This window comes from Bradyrhizobium sp. LMTR 3 (genome assembly GCF_001693485.1).
In the GTDB taxonomy this organism is placed as follows: Bacteria; Pseudomonadota; Alphaproteobacteria; order Rhizobiales; family Xanthobacteraceae; genus Bradyrhizobium.
This window is the reverse complement of sequence record NZ_MAXC01000012.1, coordinates 590,837-617,015: the sequence shown is the minus strand read 5'-3', so window position 1 is coordinate 617,015 and position 26,179 is coordinate 590,837. Positions and strand designations below refer to the sequence as shown.

Here is a 26,179-nt window from a genome sequence, read left to right as displayed (position 1 = left end):
GTAAGGCGGATTAGCGATAGCGTAATCCGCCGTTGGGGAAGTGGTGGATTACGCTTCGCTAACCCACCCTACGAAGCTGCGCCGTCATTTCGGGTCAGGCTCGACAAGACCCTTCGCCGGATTCTCCAGCTTCCCCGCCCGCGCCAGCTTCACTGCATTCCCCAGCGCGCGTGCCGCGTTGCGCACCTCGTCCTGGAATTCGCGGTCCTTGTCCAGGGCCTGGTGCGACGTGGCGTAGGGCTCCATATAGCCGATATAGCCCTCGGCTTCGGCGGTGCGGCCGGCCGAGATCAGCGCCATGTCGGTCAGCCAGTCCGACAGCGAGCGGCGCAGCGTCTCCGCACCTCCGCTGTCGCCGTGAATCACAAGCCCGAAGTGCCGGCCGGCGAGATGCCGCGGATAGGGCCATCCCTTCAGTTCGAGCGCCTTGGCCTGGTCAGCATGCTTGCCGTGCGTCGAGGTCGGATCGGGATTGCCGCCATCGGCGCAGACCAGGCGATCCATCATTGCCTTCAGCGGCGTCGACGCGTGATACCAGTTCACCGGCGCCACGATCAGGATGCCGTGCGCGGCCACCCAGAGCGGATAGATATCGTTCATCCAGTCGTCGGTCTGGCCGAGCGAATAGTTCGGATAGCAACTGCAGGGCCAGTGGCAGAGCGGCATCGCGGTGGCGACACAGGATTTGCAGGGATGAATCTGCCGGCCATATTCCGACGTCAGCCGCGACAGATCCAGAATGTCGACCGCAAATCCCATTTCGACCAGCACCGGCTCGGCGAGCTTGACCAGCCGCCAGGTCTTGGATGTCTCGCCGGGGCAGGTATGCTCGCTCCGCGCCGAGCCGTTGATGACGAGGATGCGCGGCTGCGCCGCGGCATCGTCGTGGCGCCGCTGCGCTTCGAGAATGGCCTCGCGTGCGGCGAGCCAGTCCACCGCGATTTCGTACTCGGGATCGGCAAAGCCCGCGCCCGCCTTGCGCGTCAGCGGGGCTTTGCGGGAATGACTATAGGCGTCCCATGCCGCCGCGACCACGGCGTCGAGCTCGCGCTGCAGCGGCTGGAAGACCGGATCGACGAAGCGGCGGCGATAGCGCCTTTCGAATTCCTCGCGCGGCAATTTGACGGGCGGCATTTCCTTGCGAACGTCCGGCGCCGCCATGGATCGATCCTTTCGCGCGACGATGGCTCCCGTCTCAACGTTGGAGCCGGAGCGCCGGTTCCGGGGCGTGGCCGGGGCATCTAGTCCGGACGCCACATCTCGAACAGTTCCGCGGCACTGACCAGCTCGATCTGCTCGTTGAACCGCGTCCGGTACATGGTCATGAGCGCATCATGGCCAGTGTCCGAGGAACTGCACAGCGCATCCTGCACGATGACGACGCGAAAGCCGAGATCGACCGCGCCGAGCACCGTGGCAAGCACGCAGACATCGGTCTCCGCGCCTGACACCACCACTGTGCCGACATGCCGCTCGACCAGCAGATGACCGAGCCGCGATCCGAAGAACGCCGAATAGGCGGGCTTGTCGACGACCAAAGCCGGCGGTGAATATCGCGCTAGCGCCGGCACGATGTCGAGCGCGCCCGGCGTGAGATCGCCGCGCGTCGCGCGCTGCCATTTGGTGAAGTAGACGCGCCACTGGCCGCGACGGTCTTCTGGCCGCTCGGGTGTGATGAAGCGCGTGAATACCGTCCGCTCCTGATATCGTGCGGCGATCTCCGAGATCACCGGCAATACCTTTTCCATCCATGGCGTTTCCCACACGCCGCCCCTTGCGAAGATGTTCTGCATATCGATGCACAGATGTGCGGCGTCGCGAATTCCTTCCATGAGTGGCCTCTCGCCTCAATGAGAAGGCTAATTCGGAAAATGGGAACTGGTTTCAACTGCCGGCTGGGAACGTCCGGCCTCGCCGGGCATACGTAAAGTAGCGACCGAGGGTCGCCGGCCGAGGGTGAACGGAACTCCCGCCTTTGTGCCACGTTGCATTCGTGGTTGGTGGCGCGTGGACGGAGAGGCCATGGCTTACTTTTCCAGAGGACAGGACGCGATCGAGCGGAGCGGCAAGATCCTGGCGGATGTCGTATGTGCCTTGCTCCTGTTGGGCTTTGCAATTGCGTACTTCGGCTGGCTGGGCGGCGCGGTTGCGTTTCTCATCGTTGAAGGCGGGCTGCTGGCGGTCGAATACGTCTTGCCCGGCGACGACGGTGACGCGGCCGCCGTTGTGAGGTGAACGCGGACCGTCAGGCGAACCATATGCGTGGTCTCACTGCCCGATGGTCAGCCTCGCGCAGAGAAGGGACTATTCATGCCCGTGAAGGTCGATGCCGACGATCTGACAGCAACGGTGCGCTACGCGTTGGAGACCACGCGCGCCACGGCAGCGTGCCCTTTCCACTGGGATGTGATTGTTCGCGTCGGCGATGACGCCGCCGAGAGTCATGCTTTCGAGCGCGCAAGAAAAATTGTCAGGAGCGATGGCACCCATTGGCCGGTGGAAGCTGTCAGGAGCGAGTTCGCGCGTCAGCTTGGCGAGGCCGCGGACGGCCAATGTCCCCGATGCGAGGGCTGATCGCAAGTTACGCGCGGACCTCCGCCTGGATCCATTCCGCGGCCCCGCTCCACAGCGTGTCGCGATGCTCGGGCCGGAAAAATCCCATATGCCCGATCTTGCTCACGCCGGTATCCGCAGGTCTCACCGTAATGACCTCAGGCGCGGTCGAGGTAAATCCCGAACACAACAATTCGACCGCCGGCGGCGTTGCCCAGGGATCGTCGGACATGCAGAGTGCACGCAACGCGCCTTGGTATTTCGGGAAATTCTGCACGGCTTCGAGCCTGGCATCGTCGAACAGATAGCGCGGGCTCATCACCCAGCCGACCCATTGCAAAAATGCATCCTTCGGCAGATCCATGCCGAGACCGGCCTTGCCGGGCATGTAGCCGAGCGCGCGGGTCAACGGGGCGCCGACAAAATTGAGCAGGGCATAGACGCGGTAGCGCTCCGGCGCCGTCATCAGTTTCCAGTAGCCGGCTTGTGCGGCGATCAGGAGTGCACGCGAAATCTCCGAATTGTTCGGCAACAGGCCGAGCGCCTGGCCGCCGAACGAATGCCCGACATAGGCGCAGGGCAGCGCCTTGTAACGCTCCCGCATCCAGGCGACCGCCGCGGTGATGTCCTGGGCTGCCCAGTCCGACATCGAGGCCTTGAAGCCGACCAGCGATTTCGGCCTGATGGAGCCGGTCAGTGCCTGCGGCCTGGAGTCGCCGGTGCCGCGATAGTCGTAGGTCAGAACCGCGCAGCCGCGGTGGGCGAGGTAACTGGCAAAACCGCGGTAGAGCTTGCGGGGAACGGCGGTCGCCGAATTGACCAGGACCGCATGGCGTTTGGCCCCGCGGGGCAGAAACAGCGTCGCGGCAAGGGGATATCCATCGGTCGCGGGCAACGTGATGTCGTCGCAAAATATGTCGTCCAGCCCCGGCTCGGCCACCGTGTTCTCCTGCCAGCTTTGCGAGCGGCCATAACAAATGCGAATTCGGATTTCGCCGCAAGAGCTTGTCAGGACTACCGGAAATCTAACTGGCGGTCGGCCCGCGGCCTGTGTATAACCCGGCCTTCGCGCCGAAGTTTTAACGAAGGCGGATAAGTTGCGGTTTTTGCTCAGGAGTTAACGTCATGTCCGAGCGGTGGACGCCCGATAGCTGGCGCACCAAGCCGGTGCTGCAGGTCCCCGATTATCCCGATGCCAAGGCATTGGCCGACGTCGAGGCGCAGCTTGCTACGTTTCCGCCGCTGGTGTTCGCCGGCGAGGCCCGTAACCTGAAGAAGGCGCTCGCCCGCGTCGCGGCCGGCGAGGCCTTCCTGCTGCAGGGCGGCGATTGCGCCGAGAGCTTTGCCGAGCACGGCGCCAACAACATCCGCGACTTCTTCCGCGTGCTGCTGCAGATGGCTGTGGTCCTGACCTATGCCGGCGCGCTGCCGGTGGTGAAGGTCGGCCGCATTGCCGGGCAGTTCGCAAAGCCGCGCTCGTCGAACACGGAAAAGGTTGGCGGCGTCGAGCTGCCGAGCTACCGCGGCGACATCATCAACGACATCGCCTTCACCCCGGAAGCGCGCATCCCCGATCCGCAGCGCCAGTTGATGGCGTACCGGCAGTCGGCGGCGACGCTGAACCTGCTCCGTGCATTCGCGACCGGCGGCTTTGCCAATCTCGGCAGCGTGCACCAGTGGATGCTGGGCTTCCTCAAGGATTCCCCGCAGTCACGCCGGTACAAGGAGCTGGCGGATCGAATTTCCGACGCGCTCAATTTCATGCGCGCCTGTGGGCTGGACCTCGAAAGCCATCCCGAACTGCGCGCCACCGATTTCTACACCAGCCACGAGGCGCTGCTGCTCGGCTACGAGCAGGCGATGACGCGGGTGGATTCCACCACCGGCGACTGGTACGCGACGTCAGGCCACATGATCTGGATTGGCGACCGCACCCGCCAGCTCGACCACGGCCATGTCGAATATTTCCGCGGCATCAAGAACCCGATCGGCCTGAAATGCGGCCCCTCGCTGAAGCCGGATGAGTTGCTCAAGCTGATCGACATCCTCAATCCCGACAACGAGCCGGGACGGCTGACGCTGATCAACCGCTTCGGCTCCGACAAGGTCGGCGATCATCTCGCGCCGCTGATCCGCGCCGTGCAGCGGGAAGGGCGGGTTGTGGTCTGGTCTTGCGATCCGATGCATGGCAACACCATTACCTCGACGTCAGGCTACAAGACCCGGCCGTTCGACCGGGTGCTGTCGGAGGTGAAGTCGTTCTTCGCGATCCATGCCGCCGAAGGCACCCATGCCGGCGGCGTGCATCTGGAGATGACCGGACAGGACGTCACCGAATGCATCGGCGGCGCGCGCGCCATCACCGACGAGGACCTCAACGACCGCTACCACACGGTCTGCGATCCCCGCCTCAACGCCGAACAGTCGATCGATATGGCTTTCCTGATTGCCGAACTGCTGAAGCAGGAACGCGCCGGGAAAGCTCAGCCGATGCCGGCCGCAGCGGGACTTTGATTTGCTGCGACTCTGGCGGGCCACGATCAACACGCGTAACGGCCTCGCTTTTGCGATCCGCTCGGAGCAGGCCGTCCGCGAGGAAATATTCGCACTGGTGCTGTCGGTGCCGCTGGCCTGGCTGATCGGCACGACCACGATGCGCCGCGTGGAACTGGTCGCGGCCGTGGCCTTTGTCCTGGTGGTCGAGCTGCTCAACACCGCGATCGAAAAGCTCGCCGACCGCCTGACCACCGATCACGATTTGAAGATCGGCCAGGTCAAGGACATGGGGTCGGCGGCGGTCGGCGTGGCGCTGTTGATGGCCGGCCTGTTCTGGCTGTTCGCCCTCGCGGAACGCATGGGCGCGATCTAAAGGCAGCAATTGCAGTTTGCTCTTGTGCAAGGCACCATCGCTCCCATGACCGACACCTTTACGATCACGCTGGCGCAGTTGAACCCGACGGTCGGCGACGTGCCAGGCAACGTCGCCAAGGCCCGCGCGGCGCGCGACAAGGCCGCGGTCGATGGCGCCGACCTCCTGCTGCTGCCCGAATTGTTCATCTGCGGCTATCCGCCGGAAGATCTGGTGCTGAAGCCAGCCTTCCAGGCCGCCTGCCGCGCAGCGGTCGAAGAGCTGGCGCGCGAGACTGCGGGCGGCGGGCCCGCTGTTTTGATCGGCACGCCCTGGGTCGAGGACGGCAAGCTTTATAACGCCTGCGCGCTGCTCGATCAGGGCCGCATCGCCGCGTTGCGCTTCAAGGCGAACCTGCCGAACTACGGCGTGTTCGACGAAAAGCGCCTGTTCGCGCGCGGTCCTGCCGCCGGGCCGGTGACGGTCCGCGACATCCGCGTCGGCGTTCCCATCTGCGAGGACATCTGGCTCGAAGAGTCCGAGGAATACGAGAACGTCGTCGAATGCCTCGCCGAGACCGGCGCGGAAATCCTTGTCGTGCCGAACGGCTCGCCCTACGCGCGCGACAAGAACGACCTCCGGCTGTCGATCGCGGTCGCCCGTGTCACCGAGAGCGGGCTGCCGCTGGTCTATCTCAACCAGATCGGCGGGCAGGACGAACTGGTGTTCGACGGCGCGTCGTTCGCGCTCAACGCCGACCTCTCGGTGGCGGCGCAACTGCCCGCGTTCGAAGAAAGCATCACTACGCTGCGTTGGACCAAGGGCGCCGACGGCTGGCGCTGCTCGGGCCCCGTAGTGCCGCTGCTCGAGGGCGACAAGGGCGATTACGCCGCCTGCGTGCTGGGCCTGCGCGATTACGTCCGCAAGAACGGCTTTCCGGGCGTCTTGCTCGGCATCTCCGGCGGCATCGATTCCGCGCTGTGCGCGGCGATCGCCGTCGATGCGCTCGGCGCCGATCAGGTCCGCGGCGTGATGCTGCCGTTCCGCTTCACCGCGCAGGTGTCGCTCGACGATGCCGCGAAACTCGCCAAGGCACTCGGCATCCGCTACGAGGTGCTGCCGATTGCCGATGCGGTGAACGGCTTCGAGAAAATCCTGTCGGGCCCGTTCGCCGGCCTGCCGCGCGACATCACCGAGGAAAATTTGCAGGCGCGCACCCGCGGCACGCTCTTGATGGCGATTTCCAACAAGACCGGCGCGATGGTGGTGACGACCGGCAACAAGTCGGAAATGTCGGTCGGTTACGCCACGCTCTATGGCGACATGAACGGCGGCTTCAATCCGATCAAGGACATCTACAAGACCGAAGTGTTCCGGCTATCGAGTCTCCGCAACGAGTGGAAGCCGGACGGCGCGCTCGGACCGTCGGGCGAGGTGATTCCGGTCAACATCATCACGCGCCCGCCGACGGCGGAGCTGCGCGAGAACCAGACCGACCAGGATTCACTGCCGCCCTACGAGATGCTGGACGGCATACTGGAGCGTCTGGTCGAGCGCGAGGAGCCGTTGGCCACGATCATCGCGGCCGGTTTCCCGGCTGAGATGGTGACGCGGATCGATCGCCTGCTCAACATCGCCGAATACAAGCGGCGGCAGGCCGCGCCCGGCGTCAAGGTGACGGAAAAGAACTTTGGCCGCGATCGCCGCTATCCCATTACCAACCGCTTCCGCGACAACGGCAAGGCGCTGCCTGCGCCCGACGAGAAACTGGTCGCCCGCGCCGGCCGCGCCTCGGCGGATGCGTTCGAAGGGTAGGGCGTTTGGCGCCTACTGCTTCGGCGGGATGAAGGTCGGGCCGACGGTGCGGATCGGCTTGTCCTTGTCGTTGGTCGGCGCGCTCGTATCGGCCGGGGCCGTCGCCGGTGCAGGCGCGGCGGCAGTGGTGCCTGCTGGCGCGGCACCCTTCTTGGGCGGCGGCGCGCCTTTCGACTGCCCGCGCTGCTGCATCCGCCTCGCACTTTCCTCGGTGACGATGATGTCGCCCTGCTGTTCGACCGCCGCCCTGTCGTCGACGGACTTCAGCGCTTCGGACCAGGTCTGGCCTGCAGGCTTGCAGGAGCAGGATGCGTTGAACTCGGTGCGGAATTTGAATGCGTTGGGCAGCGATGAATAGGGCTGGCCGTTGATCGAGACCGCCTGGTTGATGTCTTCGCCGGGATTGCGATAGGCGAACAGGTTCGCCTCCGCCGCCGGGCACAGCGCCTTGCAGGTCCTCTCATCGTCCTGGAAGCGGGCTTGCACGGTGGCAAACGAGACCGGGAAATAGGCGCCGTCGCAGGTGCGGACGCAGACGGTGCGGTAGGTGCCGGATGGCGCGCCGAGATCGGCGCTCGGCGGCGGCAGCGTGTTGTTGTTGTTGCCGAACAGGCTGTCGATGAAGTTGCCAGGGCCGCGCGCGGCAGCGGCATATTGCGGGCCGCAATTGTTCTGCGCGAGCGCCACCAGCACCGAGCGGCGCTGGTTTTCGCGGTCAGCGCCGCCGATGCCGCCGCTGCGCAGCCGCTCCAGGCTGGTGGTGATCTGGTCGAGATTGGCGCGCATCTGCTGAATCTGGTTGTTCACCGGGCCGCACTGGGCGGAGCGGCCGCTGAACAGCGAGAAGAAGCCCGAGCTGTCGCAGCCCATGCGCTTGGCTTGCAGCGTGACCCGGTCGAACTCGGCCTGCTGCTTGGACTCGGCTTCCTGGTAGCGGCGGATCTGTTCATCCTTGGCGGGGTCGCCGGTGCCCGCGCCGCGGTCGATCGTCGCCAATTGTCCTTCGAGCCGGATGCAGATCGGATTGGCCTGCGCGCCCTGTTGGGTCGGGGCGTCCTGGTTCATCTGCGCCATGGCGTCGTCGTTCGTCTGCGCCAGAGCGGGTGCGCTCGGGGCGGCGATGCCGAGCAGGATGGCGCAGGTCAAAATTCGAAGGGAGAGGGAAGCGTTGCGAATTTCCAGCATATCCGGCCATTGAGAGCTGATCCGCGCGGCTCAAAAAGCCTGATGACGCGGCCAAGGCGGCGTTCTGCGGCCAAGGCCGCATCCAATAGCTGCTTCTCGGGGCAGCGTCACGTCGTTTCCGGGGCGCGGGTGTGGCAAACCGGCGCTTGAAATCGCAGGATTAGGTCTCTCTAGCGCTGGCAGGTAATGGCGACGTATTCGCCGCACGCCGGGCCTGAGCACTTGTTGGCGCCGCCAATCGGAACCGCGCCGGTGATTTCGTCGGGCTCGACGCGACGATAGGTGACGGCCTGTGCAAATTCCCGTGACTGACAATAGGAGCGGGCGGCGTGGGCGCCACATTTGTCGCCCCTGGCGAGGCACTCGTCCACGCCGTAACCATCGGCCTGGTTGGCCACGATGAAGACGCGGCTGTCGGCGGCAGCGGCCGAGGCGGCGAGCAGGAAGGCACAGGCAATGAGTGCGGAGGAAAGTCGCATGGATGGCACCGGCGGCGAAGGAGACCGCCCTCAGAAATAGGCCCAAAGTGTTAATAATGATTAACCATGAGGCCGAGGGCGGCTGCGAATGGCGGGGTTCGGCGGCCTGATCGCCCCCAAATCGGGCACAAGCAAGGCCTTGACGGCGTGCCTGGGATACCGCAATGGTGGAACCATGAACGGTCTCCTCGCCATCTGCGCCATTTGCCGCGAGATTATTAGCTAGCGATTCGCTGGCTGAGGCCGTCTTTTCTCAAAAATGAGATTACTGGACGCCCGGCCGCAAGGGATGGGTACGCCATGGAATTGCGTCTGTACGATACTTTGACGAAGGAGAAGCGGCCGTTCGTGCCGCTCGATCCGAAGAACGTCCGCATGTATGTCTGCGGACCGACAGTCTATGACTTCGCCCATATCGGCAACGCGCGCCCGGTCATCGTGTTCGATGTCCTGTTCCGTCTGCTGCGCCATCTCTATGGCGAGGCGCACGTCACATATGTCCGCAACATCACCGACGTCGACGACAAGATTAACGACCGCGCCGCGCGCGATTTTCCAGGCCTGCGGCTGAACGAGGCGATCCGCAAGGTCACCGAAGTGACGGAAAAGCAGTTTCACGACGACGTCGACGGGTTGGGCAGTTTGCGGCCGACGGTCGAGCCGCGCGCGACTGAGCATATCGCCGAGATGCGCGCAATCATCGAAAAGCTGGTCGCTGGCGGCTTTGCCTATGTTGCCGAGGACCATGTGCTGTTCTCGCCGCAGGCGATGAACGCAGCGAATGCAGTGTTGCCGCGCTATGGCGCACTTGCCAATCGCTCGCTCGACGAGATGATCGCCGGCGCCCGCGTCGACGTTGCGCCCTATAAGCGCGACAATACCGACTTCGTGCTGTGGAAGCCGGCCAAACCGGGCGAACCCTCGTGGCCGTCGCCATCGGGCATTGCTGTGCCGGGCCGCCCCGGTTGGCATATCGAGTGCTCCGCGATGGCGTGGAAGCATCTCGGCGAGCGGTTCGACATCCACGGCGGCGGCATCGACCTGGTGTTCCCACACCATGAGAACGAACTCGCGCAGAGTTGCTGCGCGTTTCACGCCGATCGCATGGCCAATGTCTGGATGCACAATGGCTTCTTGCAGGTCGAAGGCGAGAAGATGTCGAAGAGTCTCGGCAACTTCATCACGATCAGGGAGCTGTTAAAGTCGGACAAATTTGGAGGACGCAGATGGTCGGGCGAGGTCCTCCGCCTAGCAATGCTGAAGAGACATTACCGTTCACCGATCGATTGGACGGTTGGCTCGCTGGTGGACGCGGAAAAAACGCTCGATAAATGGCGATCTAGAGCTTGGTATATCCGAGGGGCTCTAGGTGATGAGCCGTCGCGCGAGATTGTTCCGACGGAGTTTGTTCATGCTCTTCTCGATGATCTGAACACTCCTGAGGCCATTTCGATATTGGAAGCCATGTCTAATGCGCTGTTCGATTCGAAAGTTCATCCCTGGTTCGTTACGGCATTAGAAATTCTCGGATTGGATGGATACGTTCTCAGAGACTTGCGATCGTTTAATCGCGCTGAGACAAATTTCGACAGAGTGCTCACGAAGTTTTTGTCTGAGACTGAGCGTCATGGCGGTGCACGGTCGGATAACTGGAAGCTCAGCTTCAAGGATGCATTAGGTCTTGCCCATATGGGCAGAAAAATCGAACGGCTATTAGCAACAAATTTGTCGTCTAATGATTGGGATGACTTGCGGCGAGAACTGGCAAGAATTGATCCTGAAGTAAGAATTCACACGCTGCGACGGCCACCCAAGAAGAGGTCACTCGACCGGATTAACGCGCTCTTATCGAAGCGGGCGGCTGCCCGAGCTCGAAAAGATTTCGGAGAATCCGATCGTATCCGCGACGAGCTTGCAGCCATGGGCGTTGTTCTGAAGGATGGCAAGGATGCCAATGGCAACCCGATCACCACTTGGGAGATCGCGTGATGGACAAGCCCGATACTCCGTTTCCAAAACACTGGCGCTATTACATCTTCATCAAGTGGGCGCTGATCGTTGCTGCGGTCGTGCTGGCCCTGCGACTGTTCGGAGTGCTGTGACGCGATGGGACAGGCATTGCCAAAACCTGGCTTGCGGCCGTTTCTGCCGGCGGATGTTCCGATGCTGGCGGCGATCTTCGTTGCCGCCATCGAGGGGCTAACCGGCGACGACTATAGCGAGGCGCAGCAGGAAGCCTGGGCGCAGGCAGCCGACGACGAAGCCGCGTTCGGCAAGAAACTTGCCGGGCAGTTGACGCTGATCGCGACTATCCAGAACGCGCCGGTCGGCTTCGCCTCGCTGAAGGGCGCTGACCATATCGATATGCTCTACGTGCATCCGAGCGTAGCCGGGCAGGGCGTGGCCTCGATGCTGGTCGATGCGCTGGAAAAGCTGGCGGGCGCGCGGGGCGCGAAAAGCGTGACGGTCGATGCCAGCGATACAGCAGAGCCGTTATTCAGAAAGCGCGGCTATACCTCCAAGCAGCGCAACACGGTTTCGCTCAACGGCGAATGGCTCGCCAACACCACGATGCAGAAGGCGCTGGCGACAAGCGCCGCGCCGGGAGCGCCGACATGAGCCGCGAACGCCTCTATCTGTTCGACACCACGCTGCGCGACGGTGCGCAGACCAACGGCGTCGATTTCACGCTGCATGACAAGCAGATCATCGCGCAGATGCTCGATGAACTCGGCATCGACTACGTTGAAGGCGGCTATCCCGGCGCCAACCCGACCGACACCGAATTCTTCGCCGAAAAGCCAAAACTCCAACATTCCAAGTTCACCGCGTTCGGCATGACGCGCCGTCCCGGCCGTTCCGCTTCGAACGATCCGGGGCTGGCGGCACTGATCGAGGCCAAGGCCGATGCGATCTGCTTCGTCGCAAAGTCCAGCGCCTATCAGGTGCGGGTGGCGCTCGAGACCACCAACGAGGAAAACCTCGCCTCGATCTGCGACAGCGTCGCTGCTGCGAAGGCTGCCGGGCGCGAGGTGATGGTCGACTGTGAACACTTCTTCGACGGCTACAAGGAGAATTCCGATTTCGCGCTCGCCTGCGCCAAGGCCGCCTATGATTCCGGCGCGCGCTGGGTCGTGCTGTGCGACACCAATGGCGGCACCATGCCGCATGAGATCGAAACCATCGTCGGCGCTGTTACCAAGCACATCCCGGGCAGTCATGTCGGCATCCACGCCCATAACGACACCGAGCAGGCGGTCGCCAATTCACTGGCCGCGGTGCGCGCGGGTGCGCGGCAGATCCAGGGCACGCTGAACGGGCTCGGCGAACGCTGCGGCAACGCCAATCTTTGTTCGCTGATTCCGACGCTGCGGCTGAAGAACGAGTTCTCCGACGCGTTGGAAATCGGCGTCACGGACGAGAAGATGGCGACGCTGATGAAGGTGTCGCGGACGCTCGACGACATGCTCAACCGCGCGCCGAACCGCCACGCGGCATATGTCGGCGAAAGCGCCTTCGTGACCAAGGCCGGCATTCATGCTTCTGCGATGATGAAGGATCCGCACAGTTACGAGCACGTGTTGCCCGAGTTGGTCGGCAACCATCGCAAGGTGCTGGTGTCCGACCAGGCCGGCCGCTCGAACGTCATGGCCGAACTCGACCGCGCCGGCATCGCCTATGACAAGAGCGATCCGAAGCTGGCGCGCCTGGTCGATGAACTGAAGGAGCGGGAAGCGGCGGGCTATGCCTATGAGTCCGCCGACGCTTCGTTCGATCTGCTGGCGCGGCGCACGCTCGGCCGGGTGCCCGAGTATTTCAAGGTCGAGCAGTTCGACGTCAATGTCGAGCAGCGCTACAACGCCAACGGCCAGCGCGTCACAGTGGCGCTCGCGGTGGTGAAGGTCGATGTCGCCGGCGAGCATTTGATTTCGGCCGCCGAAGGCAACGGCCCCGTCAACGCGCTCGACGTGGCGCTGCGCAAGGACCTCGGCAAGTACCAGAAGTACATCGAGGGCCTGAAGCTGATCGATTATCGCGTGCGTATCCTCAATGGCGGCACGGAAGCGGTGACGCGGGTGCTGATCGAGAGCGAGGATGAGAACGGCGATAGCTGGACCACCATCGGCGTCTCGCCCAATATCATCGACGCTTCGTTCCAGGCGCTGATGGATTCGGTGATCTACAAGCTGGTGAAATCAGGCGCGCCGGCGTGAGGTGAAAAAGAATGTAGCCCGGATGAGCGAAGCGACATCCGGGGCCGGTGCCTGAACGATTCCCGGATGTCGCTTCGCTCATCCGGGCTACAGGATCCGCGACGGGGGGAGAGAGTGGGGACCATTCGATGATCGATCACATCTCCGTCGGCGTCAGCCAACTCGAACGCTCCGCACGCTTCTATGAAGCAACCCTCGCAGCCCTCGGCCTCTTACGCCTCGTCACCCGTCCCGCAACCATCGGCTTCGGCAAGACTTACCCCGAATTCTGGATCAACCTGCGCGCCGGCATGGCGCCCCTGCCGCCCGAGAGCGGCACGCATATCTGCCTTCGCGCGAAAACAACTGCCGATGTCGATGCGTTTCACGCAGAAGCGCTGAAGTCGGGCGGCCGTTCCGACGGCGCGCCGGGAATTCGGCCGCATGATCGCGTCAAATATTACGCCGCCTTTGTCATCGACCCCGATGGCAACCGCATCGAAGCGGTAACGTTTCCGACCGAGTGAGCCGAGGAGGCCTAAAGCCTCCGCGCCACTTCCGGCGCAAGCTCCTTTGTCGCCGCCGGCGTACGGGCGGCGTGGGCACTCAGGCGCGGCAGGATGTCTTCCACGCGGTCGGCTGTCAGCACGTCAATTGGGAACGCCGGGCGGATAAATTCGGTCGCGCGCATATGCGCGAGCAGCGAGAGCAGCGGTTCCCAGAAGCCGTCGATGTTGGCGAGCAGCACCGGCTTGGAGTGGCGGCCGAGTTGCTGCCAGGTCATCTGCTCGACCAGTTCCTCCAGAGTGCCGATGCCACCGGGCAGCGCCACGAAGGCATCCGAGCGTTCGAACATCAGCCGTTTGCGCTCGTGCATGTCGGGCGTGACGATCATCTCCTGGACACGCGACAGCGCAAGTTCACGCGATTTCAAAAAATCCGGGATGATGCCGGTGACGAGGCCGCCATGATCGAGGGTGGACTTGGCGATCTCGCCCATCAGCCCGACCGATCCGCCGCCATAGACGAGGCGGATACTGTTCTCGGCAAAAGTTTTTCCCAGGGCTTGGGCAGCTTCGACAAAACGGGGATTGGAACCAGGGCCGGAGCCGCAATAGACGCAGACAGTTTTGATTTGATCCATGATCATCATGTGGCACTGCACCCAGTAAAGCTCAAGTCCGGTTGACTTCGGTCATGCAGCAGAAATAGGCCCGAAATCAAACCAAACGGGGGAAAGATTTATCTTTCAAGGCTGTACGGGAGAGTTAAACGCTTTATATGACGCACATATGCAGATCATCAGAAACCATCTGACGGCGGCCGGTGCGCCATCTTGCGTTGGGCGCGACAGCGATGGCTGATTCTGATTCGCACACGGATATCGCCCAACTGCCGGCCGACAACGCTCCCGAAAAGGCGACCCTGATCGGGACGCTGGTTCACCTGTGGCCCTATATCTGGCCCGGCGACCGCGCCGACCTGAAAATGCGCGTGGTCTGGTCGATGGTGCTGCTCTTGCTCGCGAAGCTCGCGACGCTGACGGTGCCATTCACCTTCAAATGGGCGATCGATGCGCTCAACGGCATGGGCACGGCACCGGTCGAAGCCTCGAACTGGATGCTGTGGCTGATCGCCTCGCCACTGCTGATGACCGCAAGCTACGGCGCGGTGCGCGTGCTGATGGCGGTGCTGACGCAGTTTCGCGACGGCATCTTCGCCCGCGTCGCCATGCATGCGGTGCGCAAACTCGCCTACATCACCTTCGTTCACATGCACGAATTGTCGCTGCGCTTTCATCTGGAGCGCAAAACGGGCGGCCTGACGCGCGTCCTGGAGCGCGGCCGCACCGGCATCGAGGTGATCGTGCGGATGGTGATCCTGCAGCTCATCCCGACCATCGTCGAGGTCTCGCTTCTGATGGCGGTGCTGCTGTGGCAGTTCGACTGGCGCTATGTGCTGGTCACCGCTATCACGGTCGTGATCTACATGTACTACACCTACATCGCGACCGAATGGCGGATCGAAATCCGCCGCAAGATGAACGACTCCGACACCGAAGCGAATACCAAGGCGATCGACTCGCTGCTCAATTATGAGACGGTGAAATATTTCAGCGCGGAGCAGCGTGAGGCCGAACGCTACGACCGTTCGATGGAGCGCTACGAGCATAACAGCGTCAAGACCTATACCTCGCTGGCGGTGCTCAACACCGGCCAGGCGGTCATCTTCACCATCGGCCTCACCGCGACGATGCTGATGTGCGCGCTGGGCGTGCGCAACGGCACCAACACGGTCGGCGATTTCGTCATGGTCAACGCCATGATGATCCAGCTCTACCAGCCGCTGAACTTCATGGGCATGGTCTATCGCGAGATCAAGCAGGCGATCATCGACATCGAGAAGATGTTCAACGTGTTGTCGCGCAATCCGGAGATCAAGGATGTCGAGGGCGCCGCGCCGCTCGTGGTCAGCGCCGGCAATGTGCGTTTCGAGGACGTGCGCTTTGCCTATGATCCGGAGCGGCCGATCCTCAAAGGCTTGAGCTTCGAGGTCTCCGCCGGCAAGACGGTCGCGATCGTCGGTCCCTCAGGCGCCGGCAAGTCGACGATTTCGCGGCTGCTGTTCCGCCTCTACGACGTCTCCAGCGGCAAAATCCTGATCGATGGGCAGGACATCAGGAACGTCACGCAGGCGAGCCTGCGCGCCTCCATCGGCATGGTGCCGCAGGATACTGTGCTGTTCAACGACACCATCCGCTACAACATCCGCTACGGCCGCTGGGACGCCGGCGATGCCGAGGTGGAAGAGGCGGCGCAACTGGCGCAGATCGACAGCTTCATTCGCAACTCGCCCAAGGGCTACGAAACCCAGGTCGGCGAACGCGGCCTGAAACTGTCGGGCGGCGAAAAGCAGCGCGTGGCCATCGCGCGCACGGTCTTGAAGGCGCCGCCGATCCTTGTCCTCGATGAGGCCACTTCCGCGCTCGATAGCCACACCGAGCACGAAATCCAGGAAGCGCTGGAGCGCGTCTCACGCGGCCGCACTTCGCTGGTGATTGCCCATCGGCTGTCGACGATCGTCGGCGCCGATGAAATTATCGTGCTGGATCAAGGGCGCATCGCCGAGCGCGGCACCCATGTCAGGCTTTTGGCTGCCGGCGGGCTTTATGCCAGCATGTGGAATAGGCAGCGCGAAGCCGAGGCGGCGCGGGAGAAGCTCGCGCAGATCGACGACGGCAACGAAGCGCCGAACCGCGCCCCGCCGCCGGTCGATGATCCGCTCAATGAGCCGGCCGGCGATCAGCCCAAATCCAAAGATCCCTTGGCAACTGCCGCGGAATAATCCAAATACGGCGCTACTTCCAAGGCAGCGAAGTCGGCCAGATAACAGCGAGCCCTAATGTCGATTGCGAATTCCATCCGCGCGCAGATCCCACCGATCCACCCGGAGGGTTATCCGTTCATCGGCGGCTTTGCGCTGGCGAGCCTGATCCTGTTCTGGCTCTGGACGCCGCTGGGCTGGATCGGCACCATCGTGACCGTCTGGTGCGCGCTGTTCTTCCGTGATCCCGTCCGCGTGACGCCGGTGCGCGACGGCATCGTGGTGTCGCCGGCCGATGGACGCGTCTCGATGGTTGCTCAGGTGCTGCCGCCGGCCGAACTCGGCCTCGGCGACCGGCCCCTGCCGCGCATTTCGATCTTCATGAGCGTGTTCAACTGCCACGTGAACCGCAGCCCGGTGACCGGCCGGATTGACCGTATCGCCTACCGGCCCGGCACCTTTATCAATGCCGAGCTCGACAAGGCCAGCGAAGACAATGAGCGCAACTCGCTGGTGATCTCGACCACGAACGGCCGGATCGGCGTGGTCCAGATCGCCGGATTGGTGGCGCGGCGGATTGTCTCATTCGTGCGCGAAGGCCAGTCGATCGGCGCTGGCGAGCGGTTCGGCCTGATCCGTTTCGGCTCGCGTCTGGACGTCTATCTGCCCGAAGGCACGAGATCGCTGGTTTCGGAAGGCCAGACGGCGATTGCCGGCGAGACGATTTTGGCCGATTTCGGCTCGACCGAGCAGGGCCGGACTTTTCGCGCCGATTAACCACTTCGGCGCCTAAATGGCCAAGCGGCTGCCGATGGCAAACCGGGCCGGCGCTTGCTATATAGTGGCTGGCATGCTGATCCCGGACCCCAAATACCCTGAACTGCGCCGCCGCCGGTTTCGCCCGATCCCGGTGCGGATGCTGGTGCCCAACGTCATCACCTTGCTCGCGATCTGCGCCGGGCTGACAGCGATCCGCCTGTCGATCGAAGGGCGGATGGAGCTCGCCGTCGCGGCGATCGTATTCGCGGCGGTGCTTGACGGGGTCGACGGGCGCGTGGCGCGCATGATCAAGGGCCAGTCGAAATTCGGCGCCGAGCTCGACAGCCTGGCGGATTTCGTCAATTTCGGCGTCGCGCCCGGCCTGATGCTGTATTTCTGGCAGCTCCAGGAGTTGAACAACGGCGGCTGGATCGCGGCGATGGTGTTTGCGATCGCAGGCGGCCTGCGGCTTGCACGCTTCAACGCCAGCATCGACGATCCGAACAAGCCTGCCTTTGCGGCGAACTATTTCACCGGCGTGCCGGCGCCGGCCGGCGCGATCCTTGCGATGCTGCCGTTCTATCTGGCGTTTCTCGGCGTCCCCAAGCCGCCGGCAATGCTGACCGCGGCCTATACGTTGCTGATCGCGTTCCTGATGGTGTCGCGGCTGCCGGTATTTTCCGGCAAGACGGTGAAGATGCGCGTGCCGCCGGAAATGGTGCTGCCGGTCTTTGTCTCTGTGGTGTTCTTCGTCGCGCTTCTGATCGGCTACCCCTGGCACATCCTGTCGATCGGCTCGGTGCTCTACCTCGTAAGCCTGCCCTGGGGCTGGAAATCCTATCGCAACCACGAGCGCAACGCCGCCCTTGCCGCACAGCCGGCTCCGACGGCTGAAGCCACGCCGTCATCTCCGGCGACATTCTCGCCGACCCCCAGCGACACCGAGGACGAACGGCCGGCGCGGCTGAACTGAGCGTCCTCGCCACTCTCCGATATGGCTGCCATGAGCCGCTGCCGATTGGGTTCTCACCCAATCTCGGCTATAGGGCTTAGCGAAGTGCGGCCTCAAAGAGCCGGGCCGAAAAATCAGGAGAGAACGCTGTGAACAAAGCCGTTACCGCCCCGCTGCCTGCTTCCGTCCTCGAGGCGCTGGCGCGCTACGACACCCCGACGATCTGCAATGCGATGGAGATCGTGGCGCCGGAGCGCCGCCTGATCGGCTACACCACCAAGCCGCTGGTCTGTCCGTTCCCCGACCTGCCGCCGATGGTCGGCTACGCCCGCACGGTGACGATCCGCTCGGTGCTCAAATCCACGCTTCCCGCCGACGAGCAGGCGAAGCGCCGCATCGCCTATTACGAATATGTCGGCACCGGCTTCGGCCCGCGCATCACCGTGATCCAGGATATCGACGGCGCCGATGTCGGCTATGGCGCGTTCTGGGGCGAGGTGCAGAGCAACGTGCACAAGGCGCTCGGCTGCCTCGGCGTCATCACCGACGGCTCGATTCGCGACATCCCGCAATGGGCGCCGGGCTTCCAGGCCTTGGCCGGTTCGATCGGACCGTCGCATGCCTGGGTCCATGCCGAACATTGGGGTGGCGAGGTGCGCGTCGCCGGCATGACGGTGCATTCGGACGATCTGATCCACGCCGACCAGCACGGCGCCATCGTGATCCCCATCGACATCGCGGCAAAGATTCCGGAGGCCGCCGAACTCTGCGGCCGGCGCGAGACGCCGATCCTGGAGATCGCGCGCAGCCCGGACTTCACGCTGGAGAAACTGAAAGAGGCGCTGAAGCGCTCGGCGGAGATTCACTGATCGTGCTGCGTCATAAGCCCTTCATGGTGAGGAGCGCCAACGGGTCCGCGCGTAGCGCGGCCCGATGACAGGCTCCGCGCGTCTCGAACCATGTGGCCCGTCTGTGGCCCTACATCCTTCGAGACGCCGCTACGCGGCTCCTCAGGATGAGGGCTTCGAGCGGCTATGACGCGGTAGAACCAAGCCGGAGTTCTAACAACTAGGCGAGGGGGAGCGCTATGAGACGGTTCTGGGCGGCGCTGTCATTATCGTTGCTTCTCGGTGTCGCAGCCGTGCAGGCGCAAACCTATCCCTCGCGGCCGATCACGCTGATCGTGCCGTTCCCGCCGGGCGGATCGACCGATACTGCCGCGCGGATCATGGGCGAGCGGATGCGGGCAACGCTCGGGCAGTCGGTCGTGATCGAAAATGTCGGCGGCGCCGGCGGCAGCATTGGCGTCGGCCGCGTCGCCCGCGCTGCGCCTGACGGTTACACCTTCGACATCGGCCAGTGGGACACCCACGTCGGCAGCATCATCTACAAGCTCGACTACGATCTCGAAAAGGATTTTGAGCCGATCGCGCTCGTCTCGAACAATCCGCAGCTCATGGTCGCCAAGAAAGACCTGCCGGCAAATACGCTCGCCGAACTCGTGGCGTGGATGAAGGAAAACCCCGGCAAGATCAATTTCGTCAACCAGAATGCGGCGGCGAACGTCACCGGCGTTTTGTTCGAGAGGCTGACCAAGCAGAAGGTGCAGTTCATTCCCTATCGCGGCGCCGGGCCTGCCATGACCGACCTCGTCTCGGGCACGGTCGATCTCTTGGTGGTGCAGGGCGCGGTGGCGCTGCCGCAAATCCGCGCCGGCAAGATCAAGGCGCTCGCCAACCTTTCGCCGACGCGCTCGGCCTCGATGCCGGACATTCCGACTGCGGACGAGAGCGGCGTGCCCGGTCTCTACATGTCCGGCTGGTTCGGCTTCTGGGCGCCGAAGGGCACGCCGAAGGAGATCATCGCCAAGCTCAATGCGGCGACAACAGAGGCGCTGGCCGACCCTGCGATCCAGAAGCGTTTCACCGAACTCGGCCTCGACGTCGCGCCGCGCGCGCAGCAGACGCCGGAAGGACTGGCCGCCTTCCAGAAGGCCGAGATCGAAAAATGGTGGCCGATCATCAAGTCAGCCGGCATCGGCATCCAGGCGCAGTGAGCCCGAGTCGGCATGGTTAGCAAATCCTTGAGATTGTGCCGCCCGCCGCCCCGCATTTTTACGATCCCTGTTCGAGTTTAACCTTTACGGCTCTTTAATTGCGCGGTCGTAGGGTTCCTCTGCGCCAGCTCCGAATGGAGCGCGCGACCGGTCAGGATGGCCGGTAGTTCGCGTATGCGTTGGAGTTCAGAATGGATATCACCACGCTCGTTGGCCTGATCGTCGGCATTATTGTCCTGTCGACGCTGATCTTGATGGGCGGTGATTTCCGGATGTTTTACGACATCCATGCCGTCATCATCATCTTCGGCGGTTCGTTCGCCGCAACCCTTATTCGGTTTCCGCTCAGCGCAATCCTGCACGGCATGCCGCTCGGCGCGAAATTCGCCTTCACCATGAGCCGGCTCTCGGCGCGCGACCTGGTCGACGAACTGGCGCGCATTGCGGAAATTGCACGCAAGCAGGGTCCGGTCGGATTGGAAAAGGTCGAGACCGACGAGCCGTTTCTCGCCAAGGGCATCCGCTATGTCGCCGACGGCTACGACCTGGAATTCATCCGCGACAACATGGAGCGCGATCGCGACAATTTTCTGATGCATCTGAACGAGGGCTCGAAGATCTATCGGGCCATCGGCGACTGCGCGCCGGCATTCGGCATGATCGGCACGCTGCTCGGCATGGTGCAGATGTTCTCGAACATGTCGGATCCCTCGAAGCTCGGTCCCTTCATGGCGGTGGCCTTGCTGGCAACGCTTTACGGTGCGCTGGTGGCGAACCTGATCTGCCTGCCGATCGCCGACAAGCTGCATGGCAAGCTGATCGACGAGGAAACCAACCGCACGCTGATCATCGACGGCATCCTGATGATCCGCGATTCCAAGAGCCCGGCATTGGTGCGTGAAATGTTGTTGGCCTATCTGCCCGAAAAGCACCGCCACGAGGAAGGCGAACTGGTTCCGGCCTGATCGGCTGATAGCATCAAGGCGCGGACATAAAGCATGGCCAAGAAAAAACGCGAAGAGGCGCATGGCGGTCACGGCTGGTTCGTGACGTTCGCCGATCTGATGGCGTTGTTGCTGTCGTTCTTCGTGATGCTGGTTGCGTTCTCCAGCCAGGACCAGCAAAAGCTCAAGATCGTAGCCGGCTCGATGCGCGAGGCATTTGGCGTGCAGACCGAGTCGCGGCATTCGGGAATCGTCGAATCCGACGGCCTGCCGACGCGGCCGAAGCTGAAGAATGTCGAGCATATTCCGCCCGAGGATGCCTCCAATACCCCGACGCCCGACGACAAGGATCGTCAGCGCGAAAACGGCGCCCGCTTGAAAGTCGATCGCGAGTTCGCGCTCGCCGCAGCTTCGTTGCGCCAGGCGCTGCAGGACATGCCGGAACTGACCGAAATGTCCAAGAACATCATGTTCGAGGAAACCAAAGAGGGGCTCAATCTGGAAATCGTCGACCAGGATGGCCGCTCGATGTTCGCCGACGGCTCCAAGGTGCCCTACGACCGCACCCGCCGGCTGATCCAGAAACTGGCGGTGCCGCTGAAGGCGACACCGCTGCGGCTCAACATTGTCGGCCACACCTCTGCCGGCTTCCTGCCGTCACGCGGCGAATATGGCGCCTTCGATCTGTCGGCGGACCGCGCCAACGCCGTGCGCCAGATCCTCGAACGCGAAGGGCTGCCCGCATCCCACATCTACGCGGTCGGCGGCAAGGCCGACAGCCAGCCGCTGTTTCCCGACGATCCGACGCTGCCGGCAAACCGTCGCGTTACCATCACGTTGATGCGCGAAAATCCACCGCTTCCGCCCAACCTGAAGCCGTAGCACCGCGAAACTACCATAATACCAGCGCGGTGCTGTGGCTACTTTGCGCCAGTCTCGCATCGCGCGTGGTGCTATGGTCGCGCGATGATTGACAGGCAACGCGGAAGCGCCGATAGCCGCCCGGATCAAATCAACGACGAGAACGTTCCTTCTCCATCATGACTGTCAGCGTCACATCTACCGAAGCAGCCCATGATGGGCATGCCACCTCCGGCTTTTGGGCCCTGACGCTGGGCAGTATCGGCGTGGTGTTCGGCGATATCGGCACTTCGCCGCTGTATGCGTTCCGCGAGGCCGCCTCGCACGCCGCGGAAGGCCAGCCGGTATCGCGCATCATCGTGCTCGGCGTGCTCTCGCTGATCCTGTGGTCGCTGCTCATCGTCGTCACCGCCAAATACGTGCTGCTGCTGTTGCGCGCCGACAACAACGGCGAGGGCGGTACGCTGTCCCTGATGGCGCTGGGTCAACGGGCGCTGGGCCGCCGAAGCTGGCCGTTGCTGGCGCTTGGCGTGGTCGGCGCTTCGATGTTCATCGGCGATTCCATGATCACGCCCGCGATCTCGGTATTGTCGGCGGTCGAAGGTCTTAAGCTCGTCACGCCCGCGCTCGAACATTACGTGGTGCCGCTGACGATCTTCATTCTGGTCGTGCTGTTCTCGGTGCAGAGCAGCGGCACCGCGCGCGTCGCCTCGCTCTTTGGGCCGATCACGATGGTCTGGTTCGTTACGCTGGCGGTGATGGGCCTTGTCCACATCAGCGACGATCCCACGGTGCTCTACGCGATCAATCCCTGGTATGCGATCCAGTTCATGCTTTCCCACGGCGTCGTCGGACTGGTGACGATGGGCCTGGTGTTTCTGGCAGTGACGGGCGGCGAGGCGCTCTATGCGGACCTCGGCCATTTCGGACGCAAGCCGATCCAGACCGCATGGCTCGGTTTTGTATTGCCGGCGCTCCTGATCAATTATTTCGGCCAGGGCGCGCTCGTGTTGTCGGATCCATCGGCGATCACGAACTCGTTCTACCGGATGGTCCCGGAGGTCCTGCTCATACCTCTCGTGATATTGGCGACTGCAGCGACCGTGATCGCGAGCCAGGCGGTGATCACGGGCGCCTTTTCCTTGATCCGCCAGGCGGTGCAACTCGGCCTCTTGCCGCGCTTCGAGGTCCGTTACACCTCCGAAGCTCATGCCGGCCAGATCTATCTGCCGCGCGTCAACCGGATGCTGCTGATCGGGGTCGTGTTGCTGGTGCTGTTGTTCCGCACCTCGAGCGGTCTTGCGTCGGCCTATGGCATCGCCGTCTCTACCACCATGGTGGTCGACGGCATCATGGGATTCGTCGTGATCTGGAAGTTGTGGAACTGGCGCGCGGCGACGGCGGCGGCGGTGATCGTGCCTTTCGTCGTCGTCGACATGAGTTTCTTTGCCGCAAACCTCCTGAAGCTGTTCGAGGGCGCATGGGTGCCGCTGCTGTTCGGCGTTGCGGTGGCGGTGATGATCTGGACCTGGCGTCGAGGCGCCACGATCCTGGTCGCCAAGACGCGGCGCATTGAGGTGCCTCTGGCGGACCTGATCAAGAGCCTGGAAAAGCGGCCGCCCCATATCGTCAAGGGCACGGCGGTATTCCTGACTTCCGATCCCAGTTTCGTGCCGACCGCGCTGATGCACAACCTCAAGCACAACAAGGTGCTGCACGAACACAATGTGATCCTGACCATCGAAACTGCACAGACGCCGCGCGTCGACCCATCCGAGCGGGTCAAGATGGAAACCATCAGCGAGAAGTTTTCCAAGGTGCGGCTGCGGTTCGGCTTCATGGAATCCCCGAACGTGCCGAAGGCGCTGGTGATCGCGCGCAAGCTCGGCTGGCAGTTCGACATCATGGCGACCTCGTTCTTCGTGTCGCGGCGGTCGCTAAAGCCCTCGGCGCAGTCGGGCATGCCGCTCTGGCAGGATCATATGTTCATCGCGATGAGCCGGTCGGCGAACGACGCCACCGACTACTTCCAGATCCCGACCGGGCGGGTCGTGGAGGTGGGTACCCAAGTAACTATCTGATTTCAGATGGAGAATTGGCTGCAGCCTTTGCCGCCATCTATGCGGAAGGCGCATACCGGAGGCCCGGATTCCGGCTAACCTGTCAATTCGTCCCGGGAGTATAGGGCTGCGCTTCTGCACTTGTGCAGTGCGGTAAGGAACCGAGGCCCCCATCTCATGTCAGTCCAGTTTGCGATCCCCGCGGCGGAAACGCCCGCGGCCAACGGTCATGGCGAAGCGCATTCCACCGCCACCTTCAAGGCGCTGATGCTCGGCAGCATCGGCGTCGTCTATGGCGACATCGGCACCAGCCCCTTGTACGCGCTGCGCGAAGCGGTGGTCGCCGCCAGCGAGACTGCGGCCGGTGTCACGCCACTGGCCGTGCTCGGCGTGCTCTCGCTGATCCTGTGGGCGCTGATCGTGGTGGTGACGCTGAAATATGTCGTCATCCTCTTGCGTGCCGACAACAATGGCGAGGGCGGAACGCTGGCACTGATGGCGCTGGCGCAGCGCGCAGTCGGCAAGGGCGGGGCGGCGATCGTGCTGCTCGGCATCATCTCCGGCGCGCTGTTTTACGGCGACGCGGTTCTTACGCCGGCGCTGTCGGTGTTGTCGGCCATCGAAGGCATCAAGCTCGTCACCGTCACCTTCGAACACTATGTCGTGCCGCTGACGGTCATCATTCTGGTGGCGCTGTTCGCCGTGCAATCCCGCGGCACCGCGCGCGTCGCCGCGTTCTTCGGACCGGTGATGTGCGTCTGGTTCGCCGTCATCGCGGTCGCAGCCGTGCCGCAGGTCATGCGGCATCCCGAAGTGCTGCAGGCACTCAATCCGCTCTACGCCGTTTCTTTCATGCTCCATCACGGCATGATCGGTTTCATCACGCTCGGCGCGGTGTTTCTTGCCGTCACCGGCGCGGAGGCGCTCTATGCCGATCTAGGCCATTTCGGCAAGCGGCCGATCCAGACCGCCTGGCTCTTCATCGTGCTGCCGTCGCTGGCGATCAATTATCTGGGGCAGGGCGCGCTGTTGATCGCAGACCCCAAGGCGATCGAAAACCCATTCTTCCTGATGTTTCCGGACTGGGCGCTGATCCCGATGGTGGCGCTCGCGACGGCCGCGACCGTGATTGCGAGCCAGGCCGTCATCACCGGCGCCTATTCGCTGACGCGCACGGCGATCCAGCTCGGGCTGCTGCCGCGGTTCGAAATTCGTCATACCTCGGAAGCACATTCCGGCCAGATCTACATCCCGCGCATCAACCTGCTGCTGTTCGTTGCGGTGATTTTGCTGGTGGTCCTGTTCCGCTCGTCGAGCGGGTTGGCCTCGGCTTACGGAATCTCCGTGACCGGCACCATGGTGGTGACGGCCATGATGGGTTTTGTCGTGGTTTGGCGGGTCTGGAAATGGTCGCCGATCGCGGCCGCGGCCCTGATCGCCCCGTTCCTGTTTCTCGACGTCATCTTCCTTGCCGCCAATCTGTTGAAGGTGCTCGAGGGCGGCTGGGTGCCGCTCGCGCTCGGCGGCATCGTGATGCTCCTGATGTACACGTGGCGCCGCGGCAGCCGGCTGTTGTTCGAGAAATCGCGCAAGCTGGAATTCCCGCTGGCCGAGCTGGTAGCGATGCTGGAGAAGCGTCCGCCACAGCGGGTCCCGGGCACGGCCGTGTTCCTGACTTCCGACCCCGAATGCGCGCCGACGGCGCTGATGCACAGCCTGAAGCACTACAAGGTTCTGCATGAGAAGAACGTCATCCTCACCATCGAGACCGCGCCGACGCCGCGGATCGACGATGCCGAGCGGGTGCGGATGGAGCAGCTCAGCGAGACCTTCTCCCGGGTGACGCTGCGGTTCGGCTTCATGGAATCGCCCAACGTGCCGAAGACGCTGGCGATCGCCCGCAAGCTCGGCTGGCAGTTCGACATCATGTCGACGTCGTTCTTCCTGTCCCGCCGCGCGCTGAAACCCGCCGCGCATTCCGGCATGCCGCGCTGGCAGGATTTGCTGTTCATCCGCCTCAGCCGCGCCGCCAACGACGCCACCGACTATTTCCAGATCCCGACCGGACGTGTCGTCGAAGTCGGAACGCAGGTCACGATCTAGGGCGAGAACCCATAGGTCATGATCGTCGGCCGATGGTGGGCGTTGAA

Annotated in this window: 24 protein-coding genes and 1 pseudogene; 19 read left to right on the top strand and 6 right to left on the bottom strand. The window is 63.2% G+C overall.

Features of this window, described 5'->3' with window-relative positions; genetic code table 11:
- Nucleotides 1-84: 84 nt before the first annotated feature.
- A complete protein-coding gene (locus LMTR3_RS12485; protein ID WP_065745297.1) occupies nucleotides 85-1,161 on the bottom strand; it encodes a flavodoxin family protein in 1,077 nt (358 codons plus the stop codon).
- 80 nt (nucleotides 1,162-1,241) lie between these two features.
- Nucleotides 1,242-1,832 carry a cysteine hydrolase family protein gene (locus LMTR3_RS12480; RefSeq protein WP_065745296.1) on the bottom strand — a complete coding sequence of 197 codons (591 nt, stop codon included), beginning with the start codon at nucleotides 1,830-1,832 and terminating at the stop codon, nucleotides 1,242-1,244.
- Nucleotides 1,833-2,022: 190 nt separating this feature from the next.
- Here LMTR3_RS12480 and LMTR3_RS12475 point away from each other — a divergent pair, with 190 nt between their 5' ends.
- Nucleotides 2,023-2,235, top strand: a complete 213-nt coding sequence (locus LMTR3_RS12475; protein ID WP_065745295.1) for a hypothetical protein — start codon at nucleotides 2,023-2,025, stop codon at nucleotides 2,233-2,235.
- 75 nt (nucleotides 2,236-2,310) lie between these two features.
- Nucleotides 2,311-2,574, top strand: a complete 264-nt coding sequence (locus tag LMTR3_RS12470) for a hypothetical protein (protein WP_065745294.1) — start codon at nucleotides 2,311-2,313, stop codon at nucleotides 2,572-2,574.
- Nucleotides 2,575-2,581: 7 nt separating this feature from the next.
- Here LMTR3_RS12470 and LMTR3_RS12465 read toward each other — a convergent pair whose 3' ends face one another.
- Nucleotides 2,582-3,493: an alpha/beta hydrolase family protein gene (locus LMTR3_RS12465; RefSeq protein ID WP_065745293.1), complete on the bottom strand. Its 912-nt coding sequence runs from the start codon at nucleotides 3,491-3,493 to the stop codon at nucleotides 2,582-2,584.
- Nucleotides 3,494-3,678: 185 nt separating this feature from the next.
- On the opposite strand from LMTR3_RS12465, the gene LMTR3_RS12460 reads away from it, so the two are divergent.
- Genes LMTR3_RS12460 through LMTR3_RS12450 form a run of 3 tightly spaced genes read left to right on the top strand, consistent with a single transcriptional unit; the run spans nucleotide 3,679 to nucleotide 7,216 of the window.
- The gene (locus LMTR3_RS12460; RefSeq protein ID WP_065745292.1) at nucleotides 3,679-5,067 is read left to right on the top strand and encodes a class II 3-deoxy-7-phosphoheptulonate synthase; all 1,389 of its coding nucleotides are present in this window, start codon (nucleotides 3,679-3,681) and stop codon (nucleotides 5,065-5,067) included.
- Between the two features lies 1 nt (nucleotide 5,068).
- A complete protein-coding gene (locus LMTR3_RS12455; protein ID WP_065745291.1) occupies nucleotides 5,069-5,422 on the top strand; it encodes a diacylglycerol kinase in 354 nt (117 codons plus the stop codon).
- Between the two features lie 45 nt (nucleotides 5,423-5,467).
- The gene (locus LMTR3_RS12450) at nucleotides 5,468-7,216 is read left to right on the top strand and encodes an NAD+ synthase (RefSeq protein ID WP_065745290.1); all 1,749 of its coding nucleotides are present in this window, start codon (nucleotides 5,468-5,470) and stop codon (nucleotides 7,214-7,216) included.
- A gap of 12 nt (nucleotides 7,217-7,228) precedes the next feature.
- On the opposite strand, the gene LMTR3_RS12445 is transcribed toward LMTR3_RS12450, so the two are convergent.
- Both LMTR3_RS12445 and LMTR3_RS12440 read right to left on the bottom strand, forming a co-directional pair.
- Nucleotides 7,229-8,401, bottom strand: coding sequence for a DUF2865 domain-containing protein (locus LMTR3_RS12445; protein ID WP_065745289.1), 1,173 nt, complete (start codon nucleotides 8,399-8,401; stop codon nucleotides 7,229-7,231).
- 170 nt (nucleotides 8,402-8,571) lie between these two features.
- Nucleotides 8,572-8,880 carry a hypothetical protein gene (locus LMTR3_RS12440; RefSeq protein ID WP_065745288.1) on the bottom strand — a complete coding sequence of 103 codons (309 nt, stop codon included), beginning with the start codon at nucleotides 8,878-8,880 and terminating at the stop codon, nucleotides 8,572-8,574.
- Nucleotides 8,881-9,180: 300 nt separating this feature from the next.
- Here LMTR3_RS12440 and cysS point away from each other — a divergent pair.
- From cysS to LMTR3_RS12420, 5 genes and pseudogenes are all read left to right on the top strand, one after another.
- A pseudogene (gene cysS, locus LMTR3_RS12435) lies at nucleotides 9,181-10,320 on the top strand (cysteine--tRNA ligase); the annotation flags it as partial.
- A 24-nt stretch (nucleotides 10,321-10,344) separates the two neighbouring features.
- Nucleotides 10,345-10,869 (top strand): CysS/YqeB C-terminal domain-containing protein, encoded by a 525-nt coding sequence (locus LMTR3_RS40205; protein WP_502686632.1) that lies wholly within the window; start codon nucleotides 10,345-10,347, stop codon nucleotides 10,867-10,869.
- A gap of 117 nt (nucleotides 10,870-10,986) precedes the next feature.
- Nucleotides 10,987-11,499, top strand: coding sequence for a GNAT family N-acetyltransferase (locus LMTR3_RS12430; protein WP_065745286.1), 513 nt, complete (start codon nucleotides 10,987-10,989; stop codon nucleotides 11,497-11,499).
- Nucleotides 11,496-13,094 (top strand): citramalate synthase, encoded by a 1,599-nt coding sequence (gene cimA / locus LMTR3_RS12425; protein ID WP_065745285.1) that lies wholly within the window; start codon nucleotides 11,496-11,498, stop codon nucleotides 13,092-13,094. Before LMTR3_RS12430 ends, cimA begins: the two co-directional genes overlap by 4 nt.
- A gap of 128 nt (nucleotides 13,095-13,222) precedes the next feature.
- Nucleotides 13,223-13,600 (top strand): VOC family protein, encoded by a 378-nt coding sequence (locus LMTR3_RS12420; protein WP_065745284.1) that lies wholly within the window; start codon nucleotides 13,223-13,225, stop codon nucleotides 13,598-13,600.
- An 11-nt stretch (nucleotides 13,601-13,611) separates the two neighbouring features.
- Here the strand turns inward: LMTR3_RS12420 and LMTR3_RS12415 are convergent, their stop codons facing one another.
- Nucleotides 13,612-14,217: an LOG family protein gene (locus LMTR3_RS12415; protein ID WP_065745641.1), complete on the bottom strand. Its 606-nt coding sequence runs from the start codon at nucleotides 14,215-14,217 to the stop codon at nucleotides 13,612-13,614.
- Between the two features lie 212 nt (nucleotides 14,218-14,429).
- Here LMTR3_RS12415 and LMTR3_RS12410 point away from each other — a divergent pair, with 212 nt between their 5' ends.
- From LMTR3_RS12410 to LMTR3_RS12370, 9 genes are all read left to right on the top strand, one after another.
- Entirely contained in the window at nucleotides 14,430-16,418 is a 1,989-nt protein-coding gene (locus tag LMTR3_RS12410) for an ABCB family ABC transporter ATP-binding protein/permease (protein ID WP_065745283.1), read from the top strand.
- Between the two features lie 57 nt (nucleotides 16,419-16,475).
- Entirely contained in the window at nucleotides 16,476-17,174 is a 699-nt protein-coding gene (locus LMTR3_RS12405) for a phosphatidylserine decarboxylase (RefSeq protein ID WP_057842401.1), read from the top strand.
- Between the two features lie 73 nt (nucleotides 17,175-17,247).
- Nucleotides 17,248-18,129, top strand: coding sequence for a CDP-alcohol phosphatidyltransferase family protein (locus LMTR3_RS12400; RefSeq protein ID WP_065745640.1), 882 nt, complete (start codon nucleotides 17,248-17,250; stop codon nucleotides 18,127-18,129).
- Between the two features lie 128 nt (nucleotides 18,130-18,257).
- The gene (locus tag LMTR3_RS12395; RefSeq protein ID WP_065745282.1) at nucleotides 18,258-18,977 is read left to right on the top strand and encodes an RraA family protein; all 720 of its coding nucleotides are present in this window, start codon (nucleotides 18,258-18,260) and stop codon (nucleotides 18,975-18,977) included.
- A gap of 218 nt (nucleotides 18,978-19,195) precedes the next feature.
- On the top strand, nucleotides 19,196-20,164 hold the full coding sequence (locus LMTR3_RS12390) for a Bug family tripartite tricarboxylate transporter substrate binding protein (protein WP_065745281.1): 969 nt from the start codon (nucleotides 19,196-19,198) through the stop codon (nucleotides 20,162-20,164).
- A gap of 191 nt (nucleotides 20,165-20,355) precedes the next feature.
- Nucleotides 20,356-21,129 (top strand): motility protein A, encoded by a 774-nt coding sequence (locus LMTR3_RS12385; protein ID WP_065745280.1) that lies wholly within the window; start codon nucleotides 20,356-20,358, stop codon nucleotides 21,127-21,129.
- 33 nt (nucleotides 21,130-21,162) lie between these two features.
- Complete coding sequence (locus LMTR3_RS12380) at nucleotides 21,163-21,990, top strand: OmpA/MotB family protein (RefSeq protein WP_028349766.1); 828 nt, start codon at nucleotides 21,163-21,165, stop codon at nucleotides 21,988-21,990.
- A gap of 158 nt (nucleotides 21,991-22,148) precedes the next feature.
- Nucleotides 22,149-24,050 carry a potassium transporter Kup gene (locus LMTR3_RS12375; protein ID WP_065745279.1) on the top strand — a complete coding sequence of 634 codons (1,902 nt, stop codon included), beginning with the start codon at nucleotides 22,149-22,151 and terminating at the stop codon, nucleotides 24,048-24,050.
- 156 nt (nucleotides 24,051-24,206) lie between these two features.
- Nucleotides 24,207-26,132, top strand: coding sequence for a potassium transporter Kup (locus LMTR3_RS12370; RefSeq protein ID WP_065745278.1), 1,926 nt, complete (start codon nucleotides 24,207-24,209; stop codon nucleotides 26,130-26,132).
- The last annotated feature ends 47 nt before the right edge of the window (nucleotides 26,133-26,179 follow it).